The 16,716-nt window shown below is 63.8% G+C and carries 14 protein-coding genes; 5 read left to right on the forward strand and 9 right to left on the reverse strand.

Annotation, left to right across the window (positions count from 1 at the left end):
- Positions 1-5: 5 nt before the first annotated feature.
- Entirely contained in the window at positions 6-680 is a 675-nt protein-coding gene (locus U1708_RS06560) for a DUF1349 domain-containing protein (protein WP_332743947.1), read from the reverse strand.
- An 86-nt stretch (positions 681-766) separates the two neighbouring features.
- Between U1708_RS06560 and U1708_RS06565 the strand changes: the two genes are divergently transcribed.
- The 3 genes from U1708_RS06565 to U1708_RS06575 all read left to right on the forward strand — a co-directional run bounded on the left by U1708_RS06565 (position 767) and on the right by U1708_RS06575 (position 5,589).
- A complete protein-coding gene (locus tag U1708_RS06565; protein ID WP_332743949.1) occupies positions 767-1,315 on the forward strand; it encodes a TetR/AcrR family transcriptional regulator in 549 nt (182 codons plus the stop codon).
- Between the two features lie 509 nt (positions 1,316-1,824).
- Positions 1,825-4,758 carry a TonB-dependent receptor gene (locus U1708_RS06570; RefSeq protein WP_332744543.1) on the forward strand — a complete coding sequence of 978 codons (2,934 nt, stop codon included), beginning with the start codon at positions 1,825-1,827 and terminating at the stop codon, positions 4,756-4,758.
- Positions 4,759-4,821: 63 nt separating this feature from the next.
- Positions 4,822-5,589, forward strand: coding sequence for a DeoR/GlpR family DNA-binding transcription regulator (locus U1708_RS06575; protein ID WP_332743951.1), 768 nt, complete (start codon positions 4,822-4,824; stop codon positions 5,587-5,589).
- Here U1708_RS06575 and U1708_RS06580 read toward each other — a convergent pair.
- Positions 5,547-6,905, reverse strand: coding sequence for a POT-type proton-dependent oligopeptide transporter (locus U1708_RS06580; RefSeq protein ID WP_332744545.1), 1,359 nt, complete (start codon positions 6,903-6,905; stop codon positions 5,547-5,549). The genes U1708_RS06575 and U1708_RS06580 overlap by 43 nt on opposite strands.
- 64 nt (positions 6,906-6,969) lie before the next feature.
- Complete coding sequence (locus U1708_RS06585; protein WP_332743953.1) at positions 6,970-9,030, reverse strand: phosphocholine-specific phospholipase C; 2,061 nt, start codon at positions 9,028-9,030, stop codon at positions 6,970-6,972.
- 467 nt (positions 9,031-9,497) lie between these two features.
- On the opposite strand from U1708_RS06585, the gene U1708_RS06590 reads away from it, so the two are divergent.
- Both U1708_RS06590 and U1708_RS06595 read left to right on the forward strand, forming a co-directional pair.
- Positions 9,498-9,923, forward strand: a complete 426-nt coding sequence (locus U1708_RS06590) for a fasciclin domain-containing protein (protein ID WP_332743955.1) — start codon at positions 9,498-9,500, stop codon at positions 9,921-9,923.
- 60 nt (positions 9,924-9,983) lie between these two features.
- Positions 9,984-10,919, forward strand: coding sequence for an NAD(P)/FAD-dependent oxidoreductase (locus tag U1708_RS06595; RefSeq protein WP_332743957.1), 936 nt, complete (start codon positions 9,984-9,986; stop codon positions 10,917-10,919).
- Positions 10,920-10,940: 21 nt separating this feature from the next.
- On the opposite strand, the gene U1708_RS06600 is transcribed toward U1708_RS06595, so the two are convergent.
- The 6 genes from U1708_RS06600 to U1708_RS06625 all read right to left on the reverse strand — a co-directional run bounded on the left by U1708_RS06600 (position 10,941) and on the right by U1708_RS06625 (position 16,639).
- Positions 10,941-11,858, reverse strand: a complete 918-nt coding sequence (locus tag U1708_RS06600; RefSeq protein ID WP_332743959.1) for a Brp/Blh family beta-carotene 15,15'-dioxygenase — start codon at positions 11,856-11,858, stop codon at positions 10,941-10,943.
- 37 nt (positions 11,859-11,895) lie between these two features.
- The gene (locus U1708_RS06605; RefSeq protein ID WP_332743960.1) at positions 11,896-12,663 is read right to left on the reverse strand and encodes a bacteriorhodopsin-like; all 768 of its coding nucleotides are present in this window, start codon (positions 12,661-12,663) and stop codon (positions 11,896-11,898) included.
- Between the two features lie 291 nt (positions 12,664-12,954).
- Complete coding sequence (locus U1708_RS06610; protein WP_307086530.1) at positions 12,955-13,593, reverse strand: LuxR C-terminal-related transcriptional regulator; 639 nt, start codon at positions 13,591-13,593, stop codon at positions 12,955-12,957.
- Positions 13,594-13,727: 134 nt separating this feature from the next.
- Positions 13,728-14,156, reverse strand: coding sequence for a response regulator (locus tag U1708_RS06615; RefSeq protein ID WP_332743964.1), 429 nt, complete (start codon positions 14,154-14,156; stop codon positions 13,728-13,730).
- Positions 14,153-14,587, reverse strand: coding sequence for a response regulator (locus tag U1708_RS06620; RefSeq protein WP_332743966.1), 435 nt, complete (start codon positions 14,585-14,587; stop codon positions 14,153-14,155). The genes U1708_RS06615 and U1708_RS06620 overlap by 4 nt, the downstream gene beginning before the upstream one ends.
- Before the next feature lie 126 nt (positions 14,588-14,713).
- Complete coding sequence (locus tag U1708_RS06625) at positions 14,714-16,639, reverse strand: sensor domain-containing phosphodiesterase (protein WP_332743968.1); 1,926 nt, start codon at positions 16,637-16,639, stop codon at positions 14,714-14,716.
- Positions 16,640-16,716 lie beyond the last annotated feature (77 nt).

Below are 16,716 nucleotides of genomic sequence, written 5' to 3' on the forward strand. Positions count from 1 at the left end.
GGCGATCAACTCAAGTCGTGGAGGTCCTTGCCCAACGGCGGGGTGATACTGAGGTCGGAGAAATGCACGTCGAGTCCGGCACGCTCGGGCGTGCAGGCCATCGGTCCGACCTGATAGGAAGACGCGATCGGAAAAGGCGCGAGCCTGACGAGCGGCCAAACCTTGCCGTCCGCCGAGACCTGCAGCCGCAGGACGCCCTTGGCGACGGTCGCGCGCATCCAGAAATCCTGCGCGTCATGCTCGTAGGGGCCGGTCGCCCAATCGGACTTGCCGTCGGTCAGCACGCTGCTCAGCATGGCGCGCCCGTCGGACAATTCGATCCCCGCCTTGACCCAGCGCCGTTCGTCGACCCGCACCATGATGCCGGCCTGATCGTAGAGTTTCTGATACTGGCCGCGGATGCGCAGTTGGGCGGTAAACGCAGCAGGCGCGGTGAAGCCGAGGAAATGGCCGCTGTCGCGGGTGAAGCCGTAATGCGTCTCGCGCCAGAAATCGCTGCCCTTTTCGGTAACAAGCGTCAGGTCTCCGCCGGGTGCGACTTTCCAGGACTTAGGCGCATTCAGCCAGCGACCGTCACGGCGTCCAAGTGCCGCGGTTCCCGAGCCCTGCGCGCCCGCGACCCCGGCATTGCCCGCGATCGCAAGCGCTGCAGCACCACTGATCAACGTCCGCCGGCTCACCCGATCCTCCGCCATATCCGCTGCCTTCCAATCACCATCAATGTTATGTACATATGTACACATCCCGAGATCGAGGTAAAGAGGCGATGACCCAACAGTCCCGGCGCAACGATCCGGCACGGCGGCAGCGCATTATCGATGCGACGCTCGCGGTCATTGCGGATCATGGAACCGCGGCAACGACCCATCGCCGCATCGCCGAGGCGGCTGAGGTTCCGCTCGGTTCGGTCACCTATTATTTCGCGACGCTGGAGGACCTGCTCACGGCGGCCTTCCTCCAATTGGCCGCGGAATCCTCCGCTGCCTTTCGCGCGCGTCTGGAGCTCGCGACGGACCGCGCGACGGCGTGTGCGGCAGTGATCGACATCATCGCCAACCAGGTCTGGGCGGAACCGCGCACGCTATTGTTGAGCTACGAATTATACGCCTTTGCGGCCCGACACCCACCGGTGGGCGCGGTCATGCAAAATTGGATGGACAGCAGCCGAGGTGCCCTGGCCCGCTTCTTCGACCCACTGACGGCGCGAGCGCTCGACGCGTTGATCGAGGGTATCGGCATCCACAATTCGATCGATCGCGCACCCCTCGACCGCGATGCGATCAAGGTCATCGTCGAGCGAATTGCCGCGTGCTAGCCGGTCCGATCCACCGGGCTGCCCCAGCGCACACGGCACGACTAGTAGGCTCACGACCATGCCGAAAATTTGCCTGCCGCATGATCGCAATCGATGCTCCATTCATCCGCGAGTCGAATGCGGCCTGCCCCGAATTGCGATGATGCCGCCGGACAAAGCTAGGGCAGTCCGGCTCGACCCAGTTCCAGATATTCCCCGTCAGGTTGCAGCTCCCCACAACCGGACGCTTGCTCACGGTTGAAAATCAGCCGACCGACCGCAGCGGGCAGGTTGCCAACCGGGAAAGTGCGCAGTCTTTCCAGCAGCCCCTTAAGTTCGCGGGCGGCCAGAATTGTCCGTTTTATGTGAGATTGTCACAGAACGTCCACAACTCCCGGCTAGGCCGCTTTTAGCAGAGCGGGTGACCCGTACTGCGAGATACAAAAGGGGTTCTGATGTTTCGGTCCACGCGACTTTCGTCGCGCGCAGCTCTGCGCGCGTTGCTGATGCTAGGTTCCACGGCGGGCGTTGTGGTCTTGGGAACGGCATCCGTCCATGCGCAGGACTATACCAACATCGCGGCGTCGGGTCGGGTAACCGGGCAGGACGGCGCGGCTATTGTCGGGGCGGAAGTGAAGATTACCTCGTCGGACCGCGGCGTCAGCCGTACCACCGCGACGGACGCCACCGGCAACTACACCATTCCCCAGCTACCGCCCGGCAATTACGACATCGCGATCACCGCCGCAGGCTTCACCACGTACGACGAGCGCGGTATCGCACTGACCCGCGAAACCGGCGGCGCGAACAGCTTCAAGCTCGTGCCCGTGGACCAGAGCGGCGACATCGTCGTCGTCGGCACGCGCCAGCGCGTCGCCGATTTCCAAGACACGACCGTCGGCAGCACGATCAACCTCGGCTCGCTGACGACGCGGGTACCAATTGGACGCACCTTGCGCGACGTGATGCTGCTGACACCGGGCGCAGTACAGGGATCGTCGCCTTCGAATGGCGGCTTTTCCAACCAGGTTTCGATCGGCGGCGCAGCGTTCACCGAGAACGCGTTCTACATCAACGGGCTGAACGTCACCGACTTCGTATCGGGCGGACAACCCGCCGAAGTGCCGTTCGACTTCTACCAGACGGTGGAAGTCAAGACCGGTGGCGCGCCCGCCGAGTTCGGCCGTGCGACCGGCGGCTATGTCGTCGCGACGACCAAGTCGGGCACCAACGAATACCATGCCAGCATGACCGGGATCTGGGAGCCGGACGACCTGCGCGGCAACGCGCCGTCGACCCGCACCGTCGATTACAGGCATGCCACCGCGAGCCGCCAGGAGGCGGTGTTCCAGGCGAGTGGGCCGATCATCAAGGATCACTTGTTCATCTACGGCCTCTACAATCTGCGTGAGATCAAATCGCTGACGCCGCAGGCCAACCAGGACAACGCCACCGGGGTAGCCAACACCAGCCCGTTCTGGGGCGGCAAGATCGACGGCTACATCACCGGCGACCATCATTTCGATTTCACCTATTTCGACACCACCAACGAGACGCGCAACCGCAGCTATGACTGGGATCGCACCACGCATGAGCGCGGCGACCAGACCGGCGGAACCAACGCGCGTGCGGGCGGGATCAACTATGTCGGCCGTTACACGGGCACCTTCACGCCGTGGCTGACGCTGTCGGGCGCGTATGGCGTCAACAAGCTTCGCTCGGGCAACGTACCGCTCGACGTGACCAATCCGCAGGTCATCGATTATCGCACTGACCCCGCCGGTATCCAGATCGGCGCCAACAAGGTGACCGACGCGTTCAGCAGCACCGACAACGAGCGTGAATTCTACCGCATCGACGCCGACCTGCAGTTCCAGCTGTTCGGCGCGCACCACGTCCGCGGTGGCTATGATCATGAGAAGAACACCCAGTCGCAGACCTTCGAGACGATCGGCGGCGGCGCGTACAAGATTTTCAACGTGACGGCAGACTCGGCGGCGCGGATCGGCGCACCGGTAGGCACGCAATATTACACGACCCGCGTCTATGCGCAGAGCGGGGTGGCGCACGTCCGCAACGAGGCCTTCTATCTTCAGGACCAGTGGTCGCTGTTCGACAACCGCCTGCGGCTCGACCTTGGCGTGCGCAACGATCGCTTCAGCAACCAGGGCGTCAACGGCAAGTCGTTCTTCAAATCGGGCAGTCAATGGGCGCCGCGGCTGGGTGCCGCGTTCGATCCGGTCGGTGACGGCCGCACCAAGATCTTCGGATCCTATTCGAAGTATTATCTGCCGATGGCGGGCGACATCAACCTGAACGTCGCGGGCAGCCTGGTGACGTACACGCGCTACAACCTGTTCACCGGCGTCAGCGGCGCGGGCAGCGTGCCGAACGCCGGCGCGCCGATCCTGTCGGTCGTGAACACCACCGCCTGCCCCGACACCGGCATCCGCAACTGCGAGGTCTCGGCCGACGGTTCGGCGTTCAACCCCGCCGGCGCGATCGCCGCCAACATCAAGCCGCAGTCGGACAACGAGTTCATTATCGGCGCCGAACATCAGTTCAGCGACCGCATCCGGATCGGCGCGTATTTCACCCACCGCGCGCTGACCGACGTGATCGAGGACATCTCGATCGACGGCGGCGCCCGCGCCTATTGCGTGGGTGCCGGGTTCACTGCCGCCGCGTGCCAGACGGCGTATCCCGGCGGCAGCCAGTTCGTCATTGCCAATCCGGGGCGCGACGTGACGACCCAGATCAACAAGTTGCCCGACGGAACGACGCCGACCGTGACGCTGAAGGCATCCGACCTCGGCTATCCCAAGCCTAGCCGCAACTACAACGCCCTGACGCTGACCTTCGATCGGAGCTTCGATGAGAAGTGGAGCCTGTCGGCGTCGTACACGTTGGCGTTCGACAAGGGCAATTACGAGGGCGGCGTTCGTTCCGAGAACGGCCAGCTCGCTATCAACCGCACCGCAGACTTCGACTCGCCCGGCTTCGTCAACGGCGCCTATGGCTATCTGCCCAACGACCGCCGCCACAGCTTCAAGGCCTATGGCAGCTACCGCGTGTTCGAAGCGTTGGATCTGGGCGCCAACATGCTGGTACAGTCCGCGCCTAAATATAGCTGCATCGGCGCGGTACCGCTGGCGGTCGATGCCTATGCCAACACCTATCATGGCTATGGCTATTATTGTCAGGGCAATCTGGTCCCGCGCGGGACGGCGTTCAACGGCGACTGGCTGGCGCAGTTCGACGTCAGTGCGGTCGTCCACCTGCCGATCCCCCACCTCCAGGCCTCGTTACGGCTGGACGTGTTCAACGTGTTCGATAGTTCGGCGACGACCTCGTACAACAACTTCGGCGAGTTGAGCGACGGCTCGGCCAACTCGGACTATCGCTCGCCGGTCGCGTATCAGACTCCGCGCTCGGTCCGGCTGACGGCGGTCGTCGGCTTCTGATGCCATCTCGGTCGGCATGCGCTTGCGTGTCGACCGGGGCATGGAGCATGTCTGATCCGGACGATGGAGGGCATCATAGAGAAACGATCACGACGCCAGCACGAGATCATGGCGCGGTTGCGCGGTGGCCGGACGCTGTCGGTAACGGCGCTGGCCGCCGAGCTCGCGGTTTCGGACGAGACGATCCGGCGAGAGCTGCGCGCGCTCGAGGATCACGGCGTCATCATCCGCGAACATGGCGGCGCGCGGATGACGACGCCCGTGCACGAAGGACCGCTCCACCAGCGCATGGAGGAGAATGCCGATGCAAAACTGCGGATCGCCCGCGCCGCTGCCGAACTGGTGGAAGACGGCGCGATCCTGTTCATCGACTCGGGGACGACGAGCTGCTTCATCGCGCGGCATCTGGCGTCACGGCGGTCGCTGACAGTGATCACCAACTCGCTACGCGTGGCGGCCGATCTGGGCGCGATCAACAACAACCGGCTCTTCCTGGCGGGCGGGCAGATGGACTATGACTACCGCGCCTTCTCCGATCACGTCGCGCAAGATTATGTCCGGGGATTCACGCCGCATCTGGCGATCCTGTCGGTCGGGGGCATCAGCCTGGAACGCGGGCTGATGGACTTCCATCCGGGCGAGGCGGCAATGAGCCGGATCGCCTATGCCACGTCGGAGCGGGTGTTGCTTGCGGCGGATGCATCGAAGTTCGGGCGGTACGCGCTGATCCAGACCGCGGCATTGTCCGATGTCGACATATTGGTGACCGACCAGCCGCTCGCCGACGACTATGCCGACGCGTTCGCCCATGCGCAGGTGCTGTTAGCTTGACGCATCCGCCGGGTAAGCGGCGGCCCGGCGACGAAGATCAGCAGCGCGCCGGAGCCCGCGACCGCGGCATGCAGCAGCCAGAAATGCGGGCTGGCGAGGCGATCGTAATAGACGCCGCTGAATCCCGCCCACAAGCTGGAGACGAAGCCGTGGAGGTAGAACAGTCCCATCCATAAGCCGACCAACCGGCGGGGTGCGGCGCCGACGATGAGGCTGAGCGCGGAAGGCCATATCAGCACGATCGCGCCGTCGACGAATAAGAGATAGACCAGCGCCCAGGGCAACCCGAGCGGTGCGCCGTCGCTGACCGCGTCGCCAAGCGCCAGAACGAGGTACCCGGCTGCGCACAGCAACCCGCCAAGAAAAATCTGCATCAGCGACCCGATCCGGATGCCGCGCCGCGCGGATAGGCGGGAGATCAGCCCCGACCCTCCGATCAACGCCAGCGTGAAGACGCCATCGAGCGCGATGAACCAGGCGACCGGCATGGTCCAGCCGAGGATCTGCCGGTCGGTCCGTTCGCGCGCCCAAATCAGGAAGATGTTGCCGAGCTGATCATAGGCGGAATAAACCAGATAGACCGCGGCCAGCGCGACCACCAGCAGCGCGGTTGCCTGTGCGCCGCCCAGTGGCGTCCCGGCGGGCATGGTCGGCGCATCGGCCTCGACCGTATCGCGACCGGTCACCGCGTACAGCACCAGTCCCAGCGCGATCGCCGCTGCGGCTGCACCGATCGCGTAGTCTGGGCCTGCGAATGCGGCTAGTGCGCCGCAGGTCAGCGGGCCGCAAATGGCGCCGGCGTTGAGGAAGCCGAGATAGGCGGTGTAGCCGCGTCGCCGCTGCGCCTCGTCGTGGAACAGCAGTCCGACCTGCGCCGAAAGATTGCCCTTCAACAGCCCGGCTCCGACCGCGAAGGGAATGAGGCCGATGAGGAACGTCGGCTCGCTGAGCATCATCGTCAGGCCGCCCAGCATACCTAGCCCGCCGATCGCCACCATCGCGCGCCGGCTGGCTATCATGTCGCCAATCAGTCCGCCGATCGGGACCGCAAGGTAGATCAGCGCGTTCGCATACCCGTAGAGCTGCGACGCGAGTCCTGTCGTGGAGACGGGACCGAACATCGCCGAGCTCGCCTGGCGCAACACTGTGGCGCCGACGATGCGCGACAGGTCGCCGACCAGCAACCGATCGGCCAGCATCAGGACGAGGAGCGACTTGATCCCCGAGACCGCAAAGCGTTCGAGAAACTCCATCGCCGCGAGCGAGAGGAAGCGCCGCGTGAAGATCCGGCCTTCGACGGTCGCGCCGCCCTGCATCTCGTCCACCCTGGCCACATCGCGCAGCTAGGCCGGCTTGGCGACACGACCGTGACAGTCGCGATCAGACGGGATGCGGAAAGCGTGCCGCCGGTTCGCTGATGCTTGGCCGCCCGGTCTCGACATGACCGGCGAGGCGAAGGCGCACGCCGCCCGGGCCAGTCAGCAGCAGGTCGTACCAGCGATGGTCGACGGACGGGATAGCGATCTCCGCAGCGCTGTCGGCCGCGATGACTATCTCGCGGTGCGAACCCGAATGCGCGCAGTGCATTGCGATCGCCAAGGGCGCGACGCTGCGATTGCGCAGCTGGATCACCCCGCTCGTGCCGTCGTCGCGCCAGGCGGCTTCGACCCGCGCGCTGCCGCCCGAGCCGCGATAGTCGCGCTGGAAGCCGTTGGGGCCGCGGACGACCAGGGCGTGCGGCTGGTCCGATGGGACGACCCAGCTTTCCTCCAGGCGCGAGTTGGCGGCCACCGTGAAATAGCGCCAGCCGGGAAACGCCACCTCGTCCTGCACGCCGAACACCATGCCCACCGGGCCCTCGTTCACGAACCGCAAGGTCAGGCCCGACGCCGACCATGAGGGCTCGACGGCAAATCGGTACGGCAGCGCGCGCGCCGGCCGCGTCCCTGCCTCCTGAACCGGCACGCCCTGCCCGTTGGCAATTAACGGCGGCGGTGCCGTGGCGCACAGCCGCTCCGTCTCCACGACATAGTCGGCGACCGACGGCAGGGCGGCGGCCCAACGCACATCCCGCCGCACGCTCAGCGGTACGTCGAAATCGAAGATCGAGGTGAGATCGCCGCAAACCGTGCGCCGCCACGGTGAGATGTTGGGCTCCATGACGCCGAAGCGCTTCTCGAGGAAGCGAAGGACCGAGGTGTGATCGAACATCTGCGAGTTTACCCAGCCGCCGCGCGTCCAGGGCGAGATGACCGTCATCGGGACGCGCGGGCCGAGCCCAACCGGTTCGCCTTGATAGGTTTCGCTGCGAACATCGACATTGCTCGCACCGTAGCGCGGCGCGATCGCCGGGACCGGCGCGGGGACGTGATCGAAGAAGCCGTCATTCTCGTCGTAATTGACGATCAGCACGGTCTTCGCCCAGACCTCCGGATTGGCCGCGAGTGCTGCGACCACGCTGCTGATAAGCACTTCGCCGAACGGCACCGGCGCATCGGGATGCTCGCTCATCTGCATCATCGGCACGATCCAAGACACCGCGGGCAGCCGATCCGCGGCGGCATCGGCGGCGAACGCGGCGATCAGGTGCTTCGCCTGCGTCTTCTCCGGATCCGTCGGCGCGACGCCGTCGATCCAATCGACACTCGCGCGCCCGCGTCGGTAGCGTGACGATGAGCGGTCCAATTTCCGGAACTCGCTGAAATACCCGAGTGGGTTGTCCGAATAATTGGCCGCCTCCTGATACACGCGCCAGGATATTCCCGCGTCTTCGAGCCGTCCGGCATAGGTGCGCCACGGCAATCCTTCGGTGGCGTCGTCCTTGGCCATGTCGGCACCGGGGTTTGGATCGGTACCACCGTTGGTGACGCAATAGGTCCCCTCCTGCCCCACGCTGAGCCCGTTGGTGCCGGAGAAATGATAGAGCCGGTTGGGCCCGGTCGGACCCTGCAGTGAGCAATGATAGCCATCGCAGATGGTGAACTGGTCGGCGAGTGCGTGATAATAAGGAAGGTCGGCGCGGGTCAGGTGCGCCATGGTCAGCGGGCCCTTCTGGTCCGCCCAGACGTCCCAGTTGCGCCAGCGGGCTTGGCTGTCCTTCCAGCTGTGATCGAGGCCCGTGAAGCAACGCGCGTTGCTGCTGTTGTAATCCAGTCGGAACGGCCAGATCGTACGTCCGCCGTCGCGATCGGCGCCGCGCTGCGCCCATACCGTCCGGCCGCCGGGCAGCATGACCGGGCGAGGATCCGCGAACCCGCGCACGCCGCGCAGCGTCCCGAAATAATGATCGAACGAGCGGTTCTCCTGCATCAGGATCACGACATGCTCGACGTCCGCGATAGACCCCTGCGCGCCCGGACGGCGCAGGACTGCCGCGGCGCTTCCCCGTGCGGCTGCGGCACCAGACGCGCCGAGTAGGAAGGTCCGGCGACCGATTGCCATATGAAGCGCCTCTCAAGCGTGATGCCGATGAAACACACCGGCAATTGCGATCGATCGCCCGTACGTGGCCAATGCGTATAAAATATGACCGGATCCGGAGGCTTGACCGCTTATTGGCAACTACGGTCAATATCTCGTCAATGCCGCACAGCGTATAGCGTTAGGCCTTTTTCGAACAAACCGATAAAGAGGGCACTCGTGGCGTGTCCGTGCACACGTGATCGATGACAAGTCGGTTATTGATCACGCTCCTCACTGTGTCCAACCGAGACTCGATCCGAACGACGTCGATCCTAGAACACCCCGACTCACCGAGCGTTCTGTCCGCCTCGAACAGCGTCCTCGAAATCCCGACAGCGCATTCCAACGACTTCCATACGACCGAAAGGTCATATCGCACCTGGATTGGCTTGGTGGGAAGGACGCGGGCCGGACACCGGCATCGCCCTCCTATTCCAGGACAAACAATGACCGATACGAAGCACGACATCGTCGACACCGCGATTGCCGCAGGGTCGTTCATAACACTGGTAGCAGCCGTTGGCGCGGCAGGTCTCGCCGATACGCTGAAGGGCGAGGGTCCGTTTACCGTATTCGCCCCCACCGACACGGCGTTTGCGGCGCTGCCGGCGGGGACCGTCGACGACCTCGTCAAGCCGGAGAATAAGGATAAGCTCACCGCGATCCTGCTCCTGCACGTCCTGCCCGGCGCAGTCCGTGCGGACGATGTAGCGGGCAAGGTGCTCGATCCCGCCACCGTGGGCGGCGCGACGGTGCATGTCGACGGCACGGACGGCGTCACGGTCAACGGCGCCCGCGTCGTGACCGCCGACATCACATGCACCAATGGCGTGATTCACGCGATCGACACGGTATTGCTGCCAACCGATTGATCCGTTCGTATAACCGGTACCGGGGCTTCCCGCCCCGGTATCACTGAAACGGAGGCGCGCGTGAAGGTTGCGATCGTGGGTGCGGGTATCGCCGGGCTGTCGTGCGCCGTGCATCTCCAGCATGGCGGCTTTGCGGTGACGCTGTTCGACAAGGGACGGGGCGCAGGCGGTCGCATGGCGACGCGACGCATCGACATGGCCGGGGACGAAGTGTTCTTCGATCACGGCGCGCAATATCTGACGATGCGCGATCCCGACTTCGTCGCCGCTATGCACGCTTGGGAGGCTGCCGGTGTCGTTGCGCGCTGGCCCGCCGCCGGCCCCGATGCATGGGTTGGCACGCCTGGAATGAATGCCATAGTCAAGCATCTGGCCGCCCAGGCGGAGGTCCGTTGGAACTGCCGTGTCGATGGAATCCGCAGGACGGCAGCAGGTTGGACGATTGAGCCGGATGCGACCGGCACCCTCTTCGACGCAGTCGTCATCGCGACCCCGGCGGAACAGGCCGCGCCGTTGCTCGCTCCGCATGAACCGGCCATGGCGAGCGAGGCTCTCGCCTGTCGATCGGCGCCATGCTGGACGGCGATGTTCGCGTTCGACACGCGGCTGGCAATCCAGTCCGATGTCCTGAAAGATGCCGGCATTATCGGCTGGGCCGCGCGGAACAGCGCGAAGCCCGGACGCCGTGATCCGGAAAGCTGGGTCGTCCAGGCCACGCCGGACTGGTCGCGCGACCATCTGGAGGACTCCATCGAGACCGTCGTCGATCGGTTGCTGGCGGCCTTGGCGACCCACAGCCCGACCGAATTCCCAAAGCTGATCATCCGTACCGGGCATCGTTGGCGCTACGCGCGAGCGTCGGGCGCCGATCTCGGGTCGCTGTGGAATGCCGGTGAGCGGATCGGCGCGACGGGAGACTGGCTGCTGGCACCGCGGATCGAGAGCGCTTGGGTGTCCGGCCGCCATCTCGCCGAGCAAATGCTCGAACGCACCTGAGGCCGCGCGACCGCCTGTGCATCAGGCCATGTCGAATTGACCAGCGCCAAGCATCAGTCGCCGCTCGATCCACTTCGAAAACACCAGATGCGGCACCGCGACGGTTGCGAGCAGCTGGAACGCCTGCGCGGTAAGGTCGGCGGGAAGTCGCTGCGCCAGGCTCGTGGCGAAGATCGCCCACCCCCCGATCGCCGTCAGCGACAAGATCGCGCCGGTCGCAAGCCACCAACGATGCGAAACCTTGCCCAGCGTGATCCGTGCATCCACCAGATGGCGCGGCGAATGGAGGAACACGAAAAACAGGGCGAACCCGACCACCGGCGGCGCGATCATCAGGCCGAGAATGGCGGCCCCGGTCGCCGCGGCCCACTCCCGCGCGCCGCCGCGCCACGCATCGACGATGCCGACGATCGTCACCAGCAGCGCAACCGGTGCGACTGCGATCAGAACCTTTGCCACGATCTCGCCGCTGGCGTTGCCGACCATCGCGACGAACAGTCGTGCGACGTCGGCGGGGTGGCCGATCGCGGGTGCGGCGATGATCGCTGTTCCGGCCGCGACCTTGAGCAACGGCTCGTCGAGCATCGCCCAGTCCTCGCCGAAATGCACCGAGGCGGCCGTGATGAAGAGGACCAGTGCGACCAGCGGACTGATGATCCACATCACGGCCATCGCGACCGCGATACCGACATAGCCGCCCACTGCCAAAGCCAGGCCACGACGGCCGAGACGCGTTGCGCGCGCCAGCAACGATATGTCGTAGGCGCCGTGTGGCATCCCACCGCCGATGAAAACCACCGTCGCGATCAGCGTCGCTACGGGTCCTCCGAGCGGCACGCCTGCAACCAGCGCGGCGGTCAGATAGACGGCGGCGAGCCAGAAGCCGGGAAACACGACGCCGCCGCGCCCCGATGAGGCGCGGCGGTCGAGGCTGGTCACGGCAATCTGTGCCGCGACACGGACGGACGCATTCGGGTCAATGGGTGTGAAGAGCGACACCACCCGCCTCGACCTGCGACTTGCGAACGGAGATCATGTAGATCAGCACGCCGAGCCCGGCCTTTGCGACGATATCCGCGATCGTGTAGCCGAGTTGGATGACGGTCGTGGCGGTCGCGCCGCTGATCCCGGCATAGGGCGCCATGTAGACGATCGGGTAGAAACCCCATGACGCGAAGGTCAGCAGGCGTGCCTTTCGCACCAGGGCGCGCGCGACGGCAGGCTGTTGCTCGATCGACTCGCCGAGACCGCGGAACAGCTCCCAGACGATATAGACGAACGGGATCGACGACAGCGTGCCCCACAGGACGCGGGTCGGGATGTCGGTCGCGATTTCGCCGGGATACCCCAGGACGATCATCAGCGCCGCGGCGGAGCCGAGACGGACGGTCTTGGACGACGTCTCCTCGGGCGACAACCGCATCACCAGCACCAGCTCGATCAGCAGCAGCGGCACGGTCAGCAGCCAGTCGACATAGCGATAGGCGTCGTTGAACGCGAAGCCGGTGCCCGCGATGATCCCGTCCTTGAGCGAATAGGACTCGTTCCAGCTCTCGAAGATCCGCAGATAGTGATACGCCGCGATCGCGGTAACCAGCCCCGAGATGGTGACGGCGGTACGGTATGCCGGCGCGACCTGCGATCGGCACAGCCACAGGAAGGCGGTGGTCGCGGCCATCGTCGCGAACGTGAATGAAAACGCGTTATATACCAGCGAGAACTGGAACGGGGTTATGCTGTCCATGAAGGTCTCCATCACCTTGCTGTGCCGCGCCCGCTACGGTGGCGAACGGGCCTTGTTGCGGGAGAGCGAAGGCCGATGGAGAGATCGGTTGTCGTCCACCCGGAGATGGCGCCACAGCGACTTGAAGGGCAACGGAGGGAGTCCCACCCAAGTCGCGGAACCGATGGCTAATACGGCCCGCGACCCAGCCGCTGTGACGACCAAGCACCGGATACGCCGGGGCCGGGCAGCGGGCGATACGGACCTTGGGCCATATCCGCCGCGGAATTACCGCGACGACCGGCTAGCGATTCAGAGGCCCGCCTCGACCGCGAGCCGGATCAGATCGGCGGTAGTGTTCAGGCCCAGTCGGTCCATCAGGATGGCCCGGTGCATCTTGACCGTCTTCTCGGCGAGGCCGAGTTCGGCGGCGATCTGTTTGTTGAGCAGGCCCTGTGCAACGAATTTGAGCACCTGACCCTGCCGTGGTGACAGCGCCTTGACCATCTCCGCGGCCCTGATCCGGCGCATGCTGGTCGGTGTCGCCGCATTGGTGTCGATCTCGACCTGCGAGCCGAGGAAATACAGGAGACGGTCCTCCTCGTCATACAGCGGCGCAACCAATACGGCGTTTCGGAACGGCAGGCCGTTGCGCTTGTAGTTCAGGATCTCGACCAGCACCGGCTTGTGCTCCCGCACGCCGCGTCGGATCTCTTCCGACAACCAGGGTTCGGTCGCCGGTCCAGAAAGGAATCGGCAATTGCGCCCCACGACCTCGTCCGTCGAATAGCCCGTCAGATCGCAGAACGGCTGGTTGCAGGCGATAATCGGATTGTCGGGCAGGCGTGGGTCGCTGATCACCGAGGGTATCGGGCTGTCGGTGACGAGCCTGACAAAGCGTTCGTTCGAGCTTGCGTCGATGCTGTCGATCGAAATGGTGCCTATAGTCATCCCACGTCGCCCCCCCGACGCTCGATCAGTCGCATGCGCCCTCTACCGGTCGATACCATGTTTCAGCATATCATCGTTAAGATATGGCCGATCGAGAAACAAACGTCGTCGGATAGGCACGTCACGAACGCGTATCATGGTCGAGAAAACGAACGCGCGGTTCGGTCACGGGTAGCGCGAAGCTGCTTGATATAATCGACTACGGCCTGTGGCTCATAGGGTCTGGCGAAATGCGGGCTTTCTTCACAAAGATCCGTCGCCGTATCGACGATACCAGTGAGATTGCCCGCCAATTTGACGTCAACTTCAGAGTGATTCCCGCGTATCCAGGTGGATAGCTCGAACCCTGACTTGGTACCGACGGCTTGAATGTCGCAGAGCACGATATCGACGGCAAACGACGGATCTTTGACGGCAATCACGGCTTCATCCGTGCTGGCCGCCTCCACGACATCGTAACCGCAGTGCCGGAGGTAGTCGGCGATCGCGTGACGCGACAGGATATCGCCGTCGACGATAACGACGGCGCCGGTAGCGGTCGTCGGACTGATCGACTCCGTCATACCGTGCTGGCCAGTTCTTTCGCGATACACTCGAGAACTGCGTCGATCTGATAGGGCTTCGACAAGATGTGGCTCGCTCCTTTGGCCAGCGCCTCTTGGGAACCCAAGTGACCCGAGGCCAATATGACCGGAACGTGCGGAAACAGGCTTTTCATAACCCCGAGCAAACCCAACCCATCGATCGAGCCAGGCATCCGCACGTCGCTGAAGACGACGTCGATCGACTTGCCGGCCATCAGGATATCGACCGCTTCATCGGCGTTGATCGCTTCGATGACGGTATAGCCCTGATCCCTGAGGGCATCGGAGACGAACATCCGAATGAACAGCTCGTCCTCGACGACCAGAATGTGAACCTGCCGCGTTGCGGGTTCGGGCTCTCCTAACGCCGGCTCCACTCTCGTTCCCCATCTTGAAATGCTGGCCAGCATTTTCGCCTAGGGTCGAGCTGCCCTACGCGGGCGGCTATGTACGATGCGCTTGCTGCCCGCCCCATCATAGATTGGTCGGCAACATAGTTTCCAACCCATCCCGAACGCCGATCGAAGACGGTCCGACTAAGCTGCGAAGTCGCCCGGCTGCGCAATCCGCTCTATTCTCTTCTTCGCAGGCATGGCCGAGGCTTGCGAGAGACCCTGGCCGTGTTCCAGCAGAAGGGCCGTCGCGGCATCGCGATCGACCGCCGGCGAAAAGATATACCCCTGCCCCAGCTCGCAACCGATCTCACGAAGCTGGTCGACCTGTTCTTCGGTCTCGATCCCCTCGGCCACGATCCGGATGCCCATCTTCTTCGCGGTACGGATAAGGCCCTCGACGATCGTCACGCTCACCCCATCGGGTTCGAGATGGTCGACGAACAATTTGTCGATCTTGATGATGTCGACCGGAACCGTGAGCAGATGCGTCAACGATGCGAAACCCGTCCCGAAATCGTCCAGCGCGATACGTATGCCGTCGGCACGTAGCGCCTTGATCGCTTCCTGGATCGCCTGGTCTCCACGGCCCATGTACACCGTCTCGGTCACCTCGAGAATGACATGATCGATAGGGACCCCTTCGCGTTCGAGCGCTGCGTTCAGGACCTGTCCGACGGCGCCGCCGCTCAGGTCCGCAGAAGAGACGTTGATACCGACATGCTGGAACGGAATGCCCAGATCCAGCCACCGGCGCAGGTCGGCGGCGACAAGGGTCATCATCCGCTCAGTCAGCGACGTCGCGACCTGTGCGTCGGCGGTCGCTTCGTGGAAGGCGGCGGCGGAAACCATCTTGTCGCCGATACGCATGCGGCAAAGCGCTTCCAGCCCAACGATCTCCCTCGTGTCCAGTCGGAAGATCGGCTGATAGAACGGCTCGACCCGGTCCTCCCGCAAGGCAGCGCTCAGTTCCCTGATTGCACCCATCCGGCGCGTCATGCTCGAACGGAGCCCTGCCCAGTATCGCACGAACCCGCCCCGGCCCGTTTCCTTGGCATGGTAGAGCGCGAAGTCGGCATTCTGGCGAACGCTCTCCACACCGGCATCGTCCTGCGAGAAAGGCGCGCCTCCGATAGTAGCGCGCGGGACTATGATGTGCCCGCCGCAGTCCGTAGACAGCGAAAGTGCGCGCAGGATGTTCTCCGCGGTCGCCTCCAGATCCCGCAGGTCCTCGGCCGCCTGCAGGATGACCGCGAACTCGTCACCCCCCACACGGAACGTCCGACCTGGACTTACCGCTTTGGAAATCCTTTCGCCGGCCACCTGAAGAAGCGTGTCGCCCGCGTGATGGCCAAACGTATCGTTGACCACTTTCAGGTTATCCAGATCCAGGACGAACAGCGCCCAGCTGCCGACCGGAGCATTTTCGAGCTTGGAAAGCGCCGCATGATAGGCGGCGCGATTGGGGCACCCGGTCAACGAGTCGGTAAATGCTCGACGCTGATGTTCGAGAACACGCTCGTGCCGGTCTATCGCTATTTGCGTAAGATGAACGCAGTTGGCCACGACTTCGTATTCGAAGGCCGTCGGCCCCCGGACCTCGCGATAGTAGAACGCAAATGTCGCGATCGCATGACCCTCCGCATCGCATATCGGACTGGACCAGCAGGCACGCAGCCCATGCGGAAGTGCGAGATGCTTGAAAGCCTGCCAGCGGACGTCGCTTTCGATATCCGTCACGGCGACATCCGTTTTCAGATAGGCCGCAGTCCCGCACGAGCCTGCCAAGGGACCGACCGAAACGCCGTCCAGCGCCTGGGAATATGCTTCTGGGAGGCTAGGCCCGGCTAGCGGATGGAGCAGGCCTGCCAAATCGACCGTCAGAACCGAACACGTTACCCCTGGAAGGATTTTCTCGACTTCCCGACAAAGCCTGCTGCACGTCGGCTCGAGCCCCGCACCTCTGGCAATCATTCGCAAGATGACGTTCTGAAGATGCAGCAAAATACTGACAGTATCGCTGCCGCTTTCAACCCTGTGAATTTCAGAAAGAGCCATGGGACCGAACATTATCGAATCCTTGGTTTAAATTCCTTTAAAGTCCTGATCCAAAGCTCAATTATGGAAACATCCATTTTGATTTTATT

Origin of the sequence: Sphingomonas arabinosi (assembly GCF_036663715.1) — a bacterium.
Lineage (GTDB): Bacteria > Pseudomonadota > Alphaproteobacteria > Sphingomonadales > Sphingomonadaceae > Sphingomonas.

Excerpts from the sequence above, each read along its gene's own strand:
- U1708_RS06585 (WP_332743953.1), bottom strand. The coding sequence starts at position 9,030 with ATGGCAATCGGTCGCCGGACCTTCCTACTCGGCGCGTCTGGTGCCGCA.
- U1708_RS06580 (WP_332744545.1), bottom strand. The coding sequence starts at position 6,905 with ATGCAGGGCGGCGCGACCGTCGAAGGCCGGATCTTCACGCGGCGCTTC.
- U1708_RS06625 (WP_332743968.1), bottom strand. The coding sequence starts at position 16,639 with ATGTTCGGTCCCATGGCTCTTTCTGAAATTCACAGGGTTGAAAGCGGC.
- U1708_RS06590 (WP_332743955.1), top strand. The coding sequence starts at position 9,498 with ATGACCGATACGAAGCACGACATCGTCGACACCGCGATTGCCGCAGGG.
- U1708_RS06620 (WP_332743966.1), bottom strand. The coding sequence starts at position 14,587 with ATGCTGGCCAGCATTTCAAGATGGGGAACGAGAGTGGAGCCGGCGTTA.
- U1708_RS06605 (WP_332743960.1), bottom strand. The coding sequence starts at position 12,663 with ATGGACAGCATAACCCCGTTCCAGTTCTCGCTGGTATATAACGCGTTT.
- U1708_RS06610 (WP_307086530.1), bottom strand. The coding sequence starts at position 13,593 with ATGACTATAGGCACCATTTCGATCGACAGCATCGACGCAAGCTCGAAC.
- U1708_RS06575 (WP_332743951.1), top strand. The coding sequence starts at position 4,822 with ATGGAGGGCATCATAGAGAAACGATCACGACGCCAGCACGAGATCATG.
- U1708_RS06565 (WP_332743949.1), top strand. The coding sequence starts at position 767 with ATGACCCAACAGTCCCGGCGCAACGATCCGGCACGGCGGCAGCGCATT.
- U1708_RS06615 (WP_332743964.1), bottom strand. The coding sequence starts at position 14,156 with ATGACGGAGTCGATCAGTCCGACGACCGCTACCGGCGCCGTCGTTATC.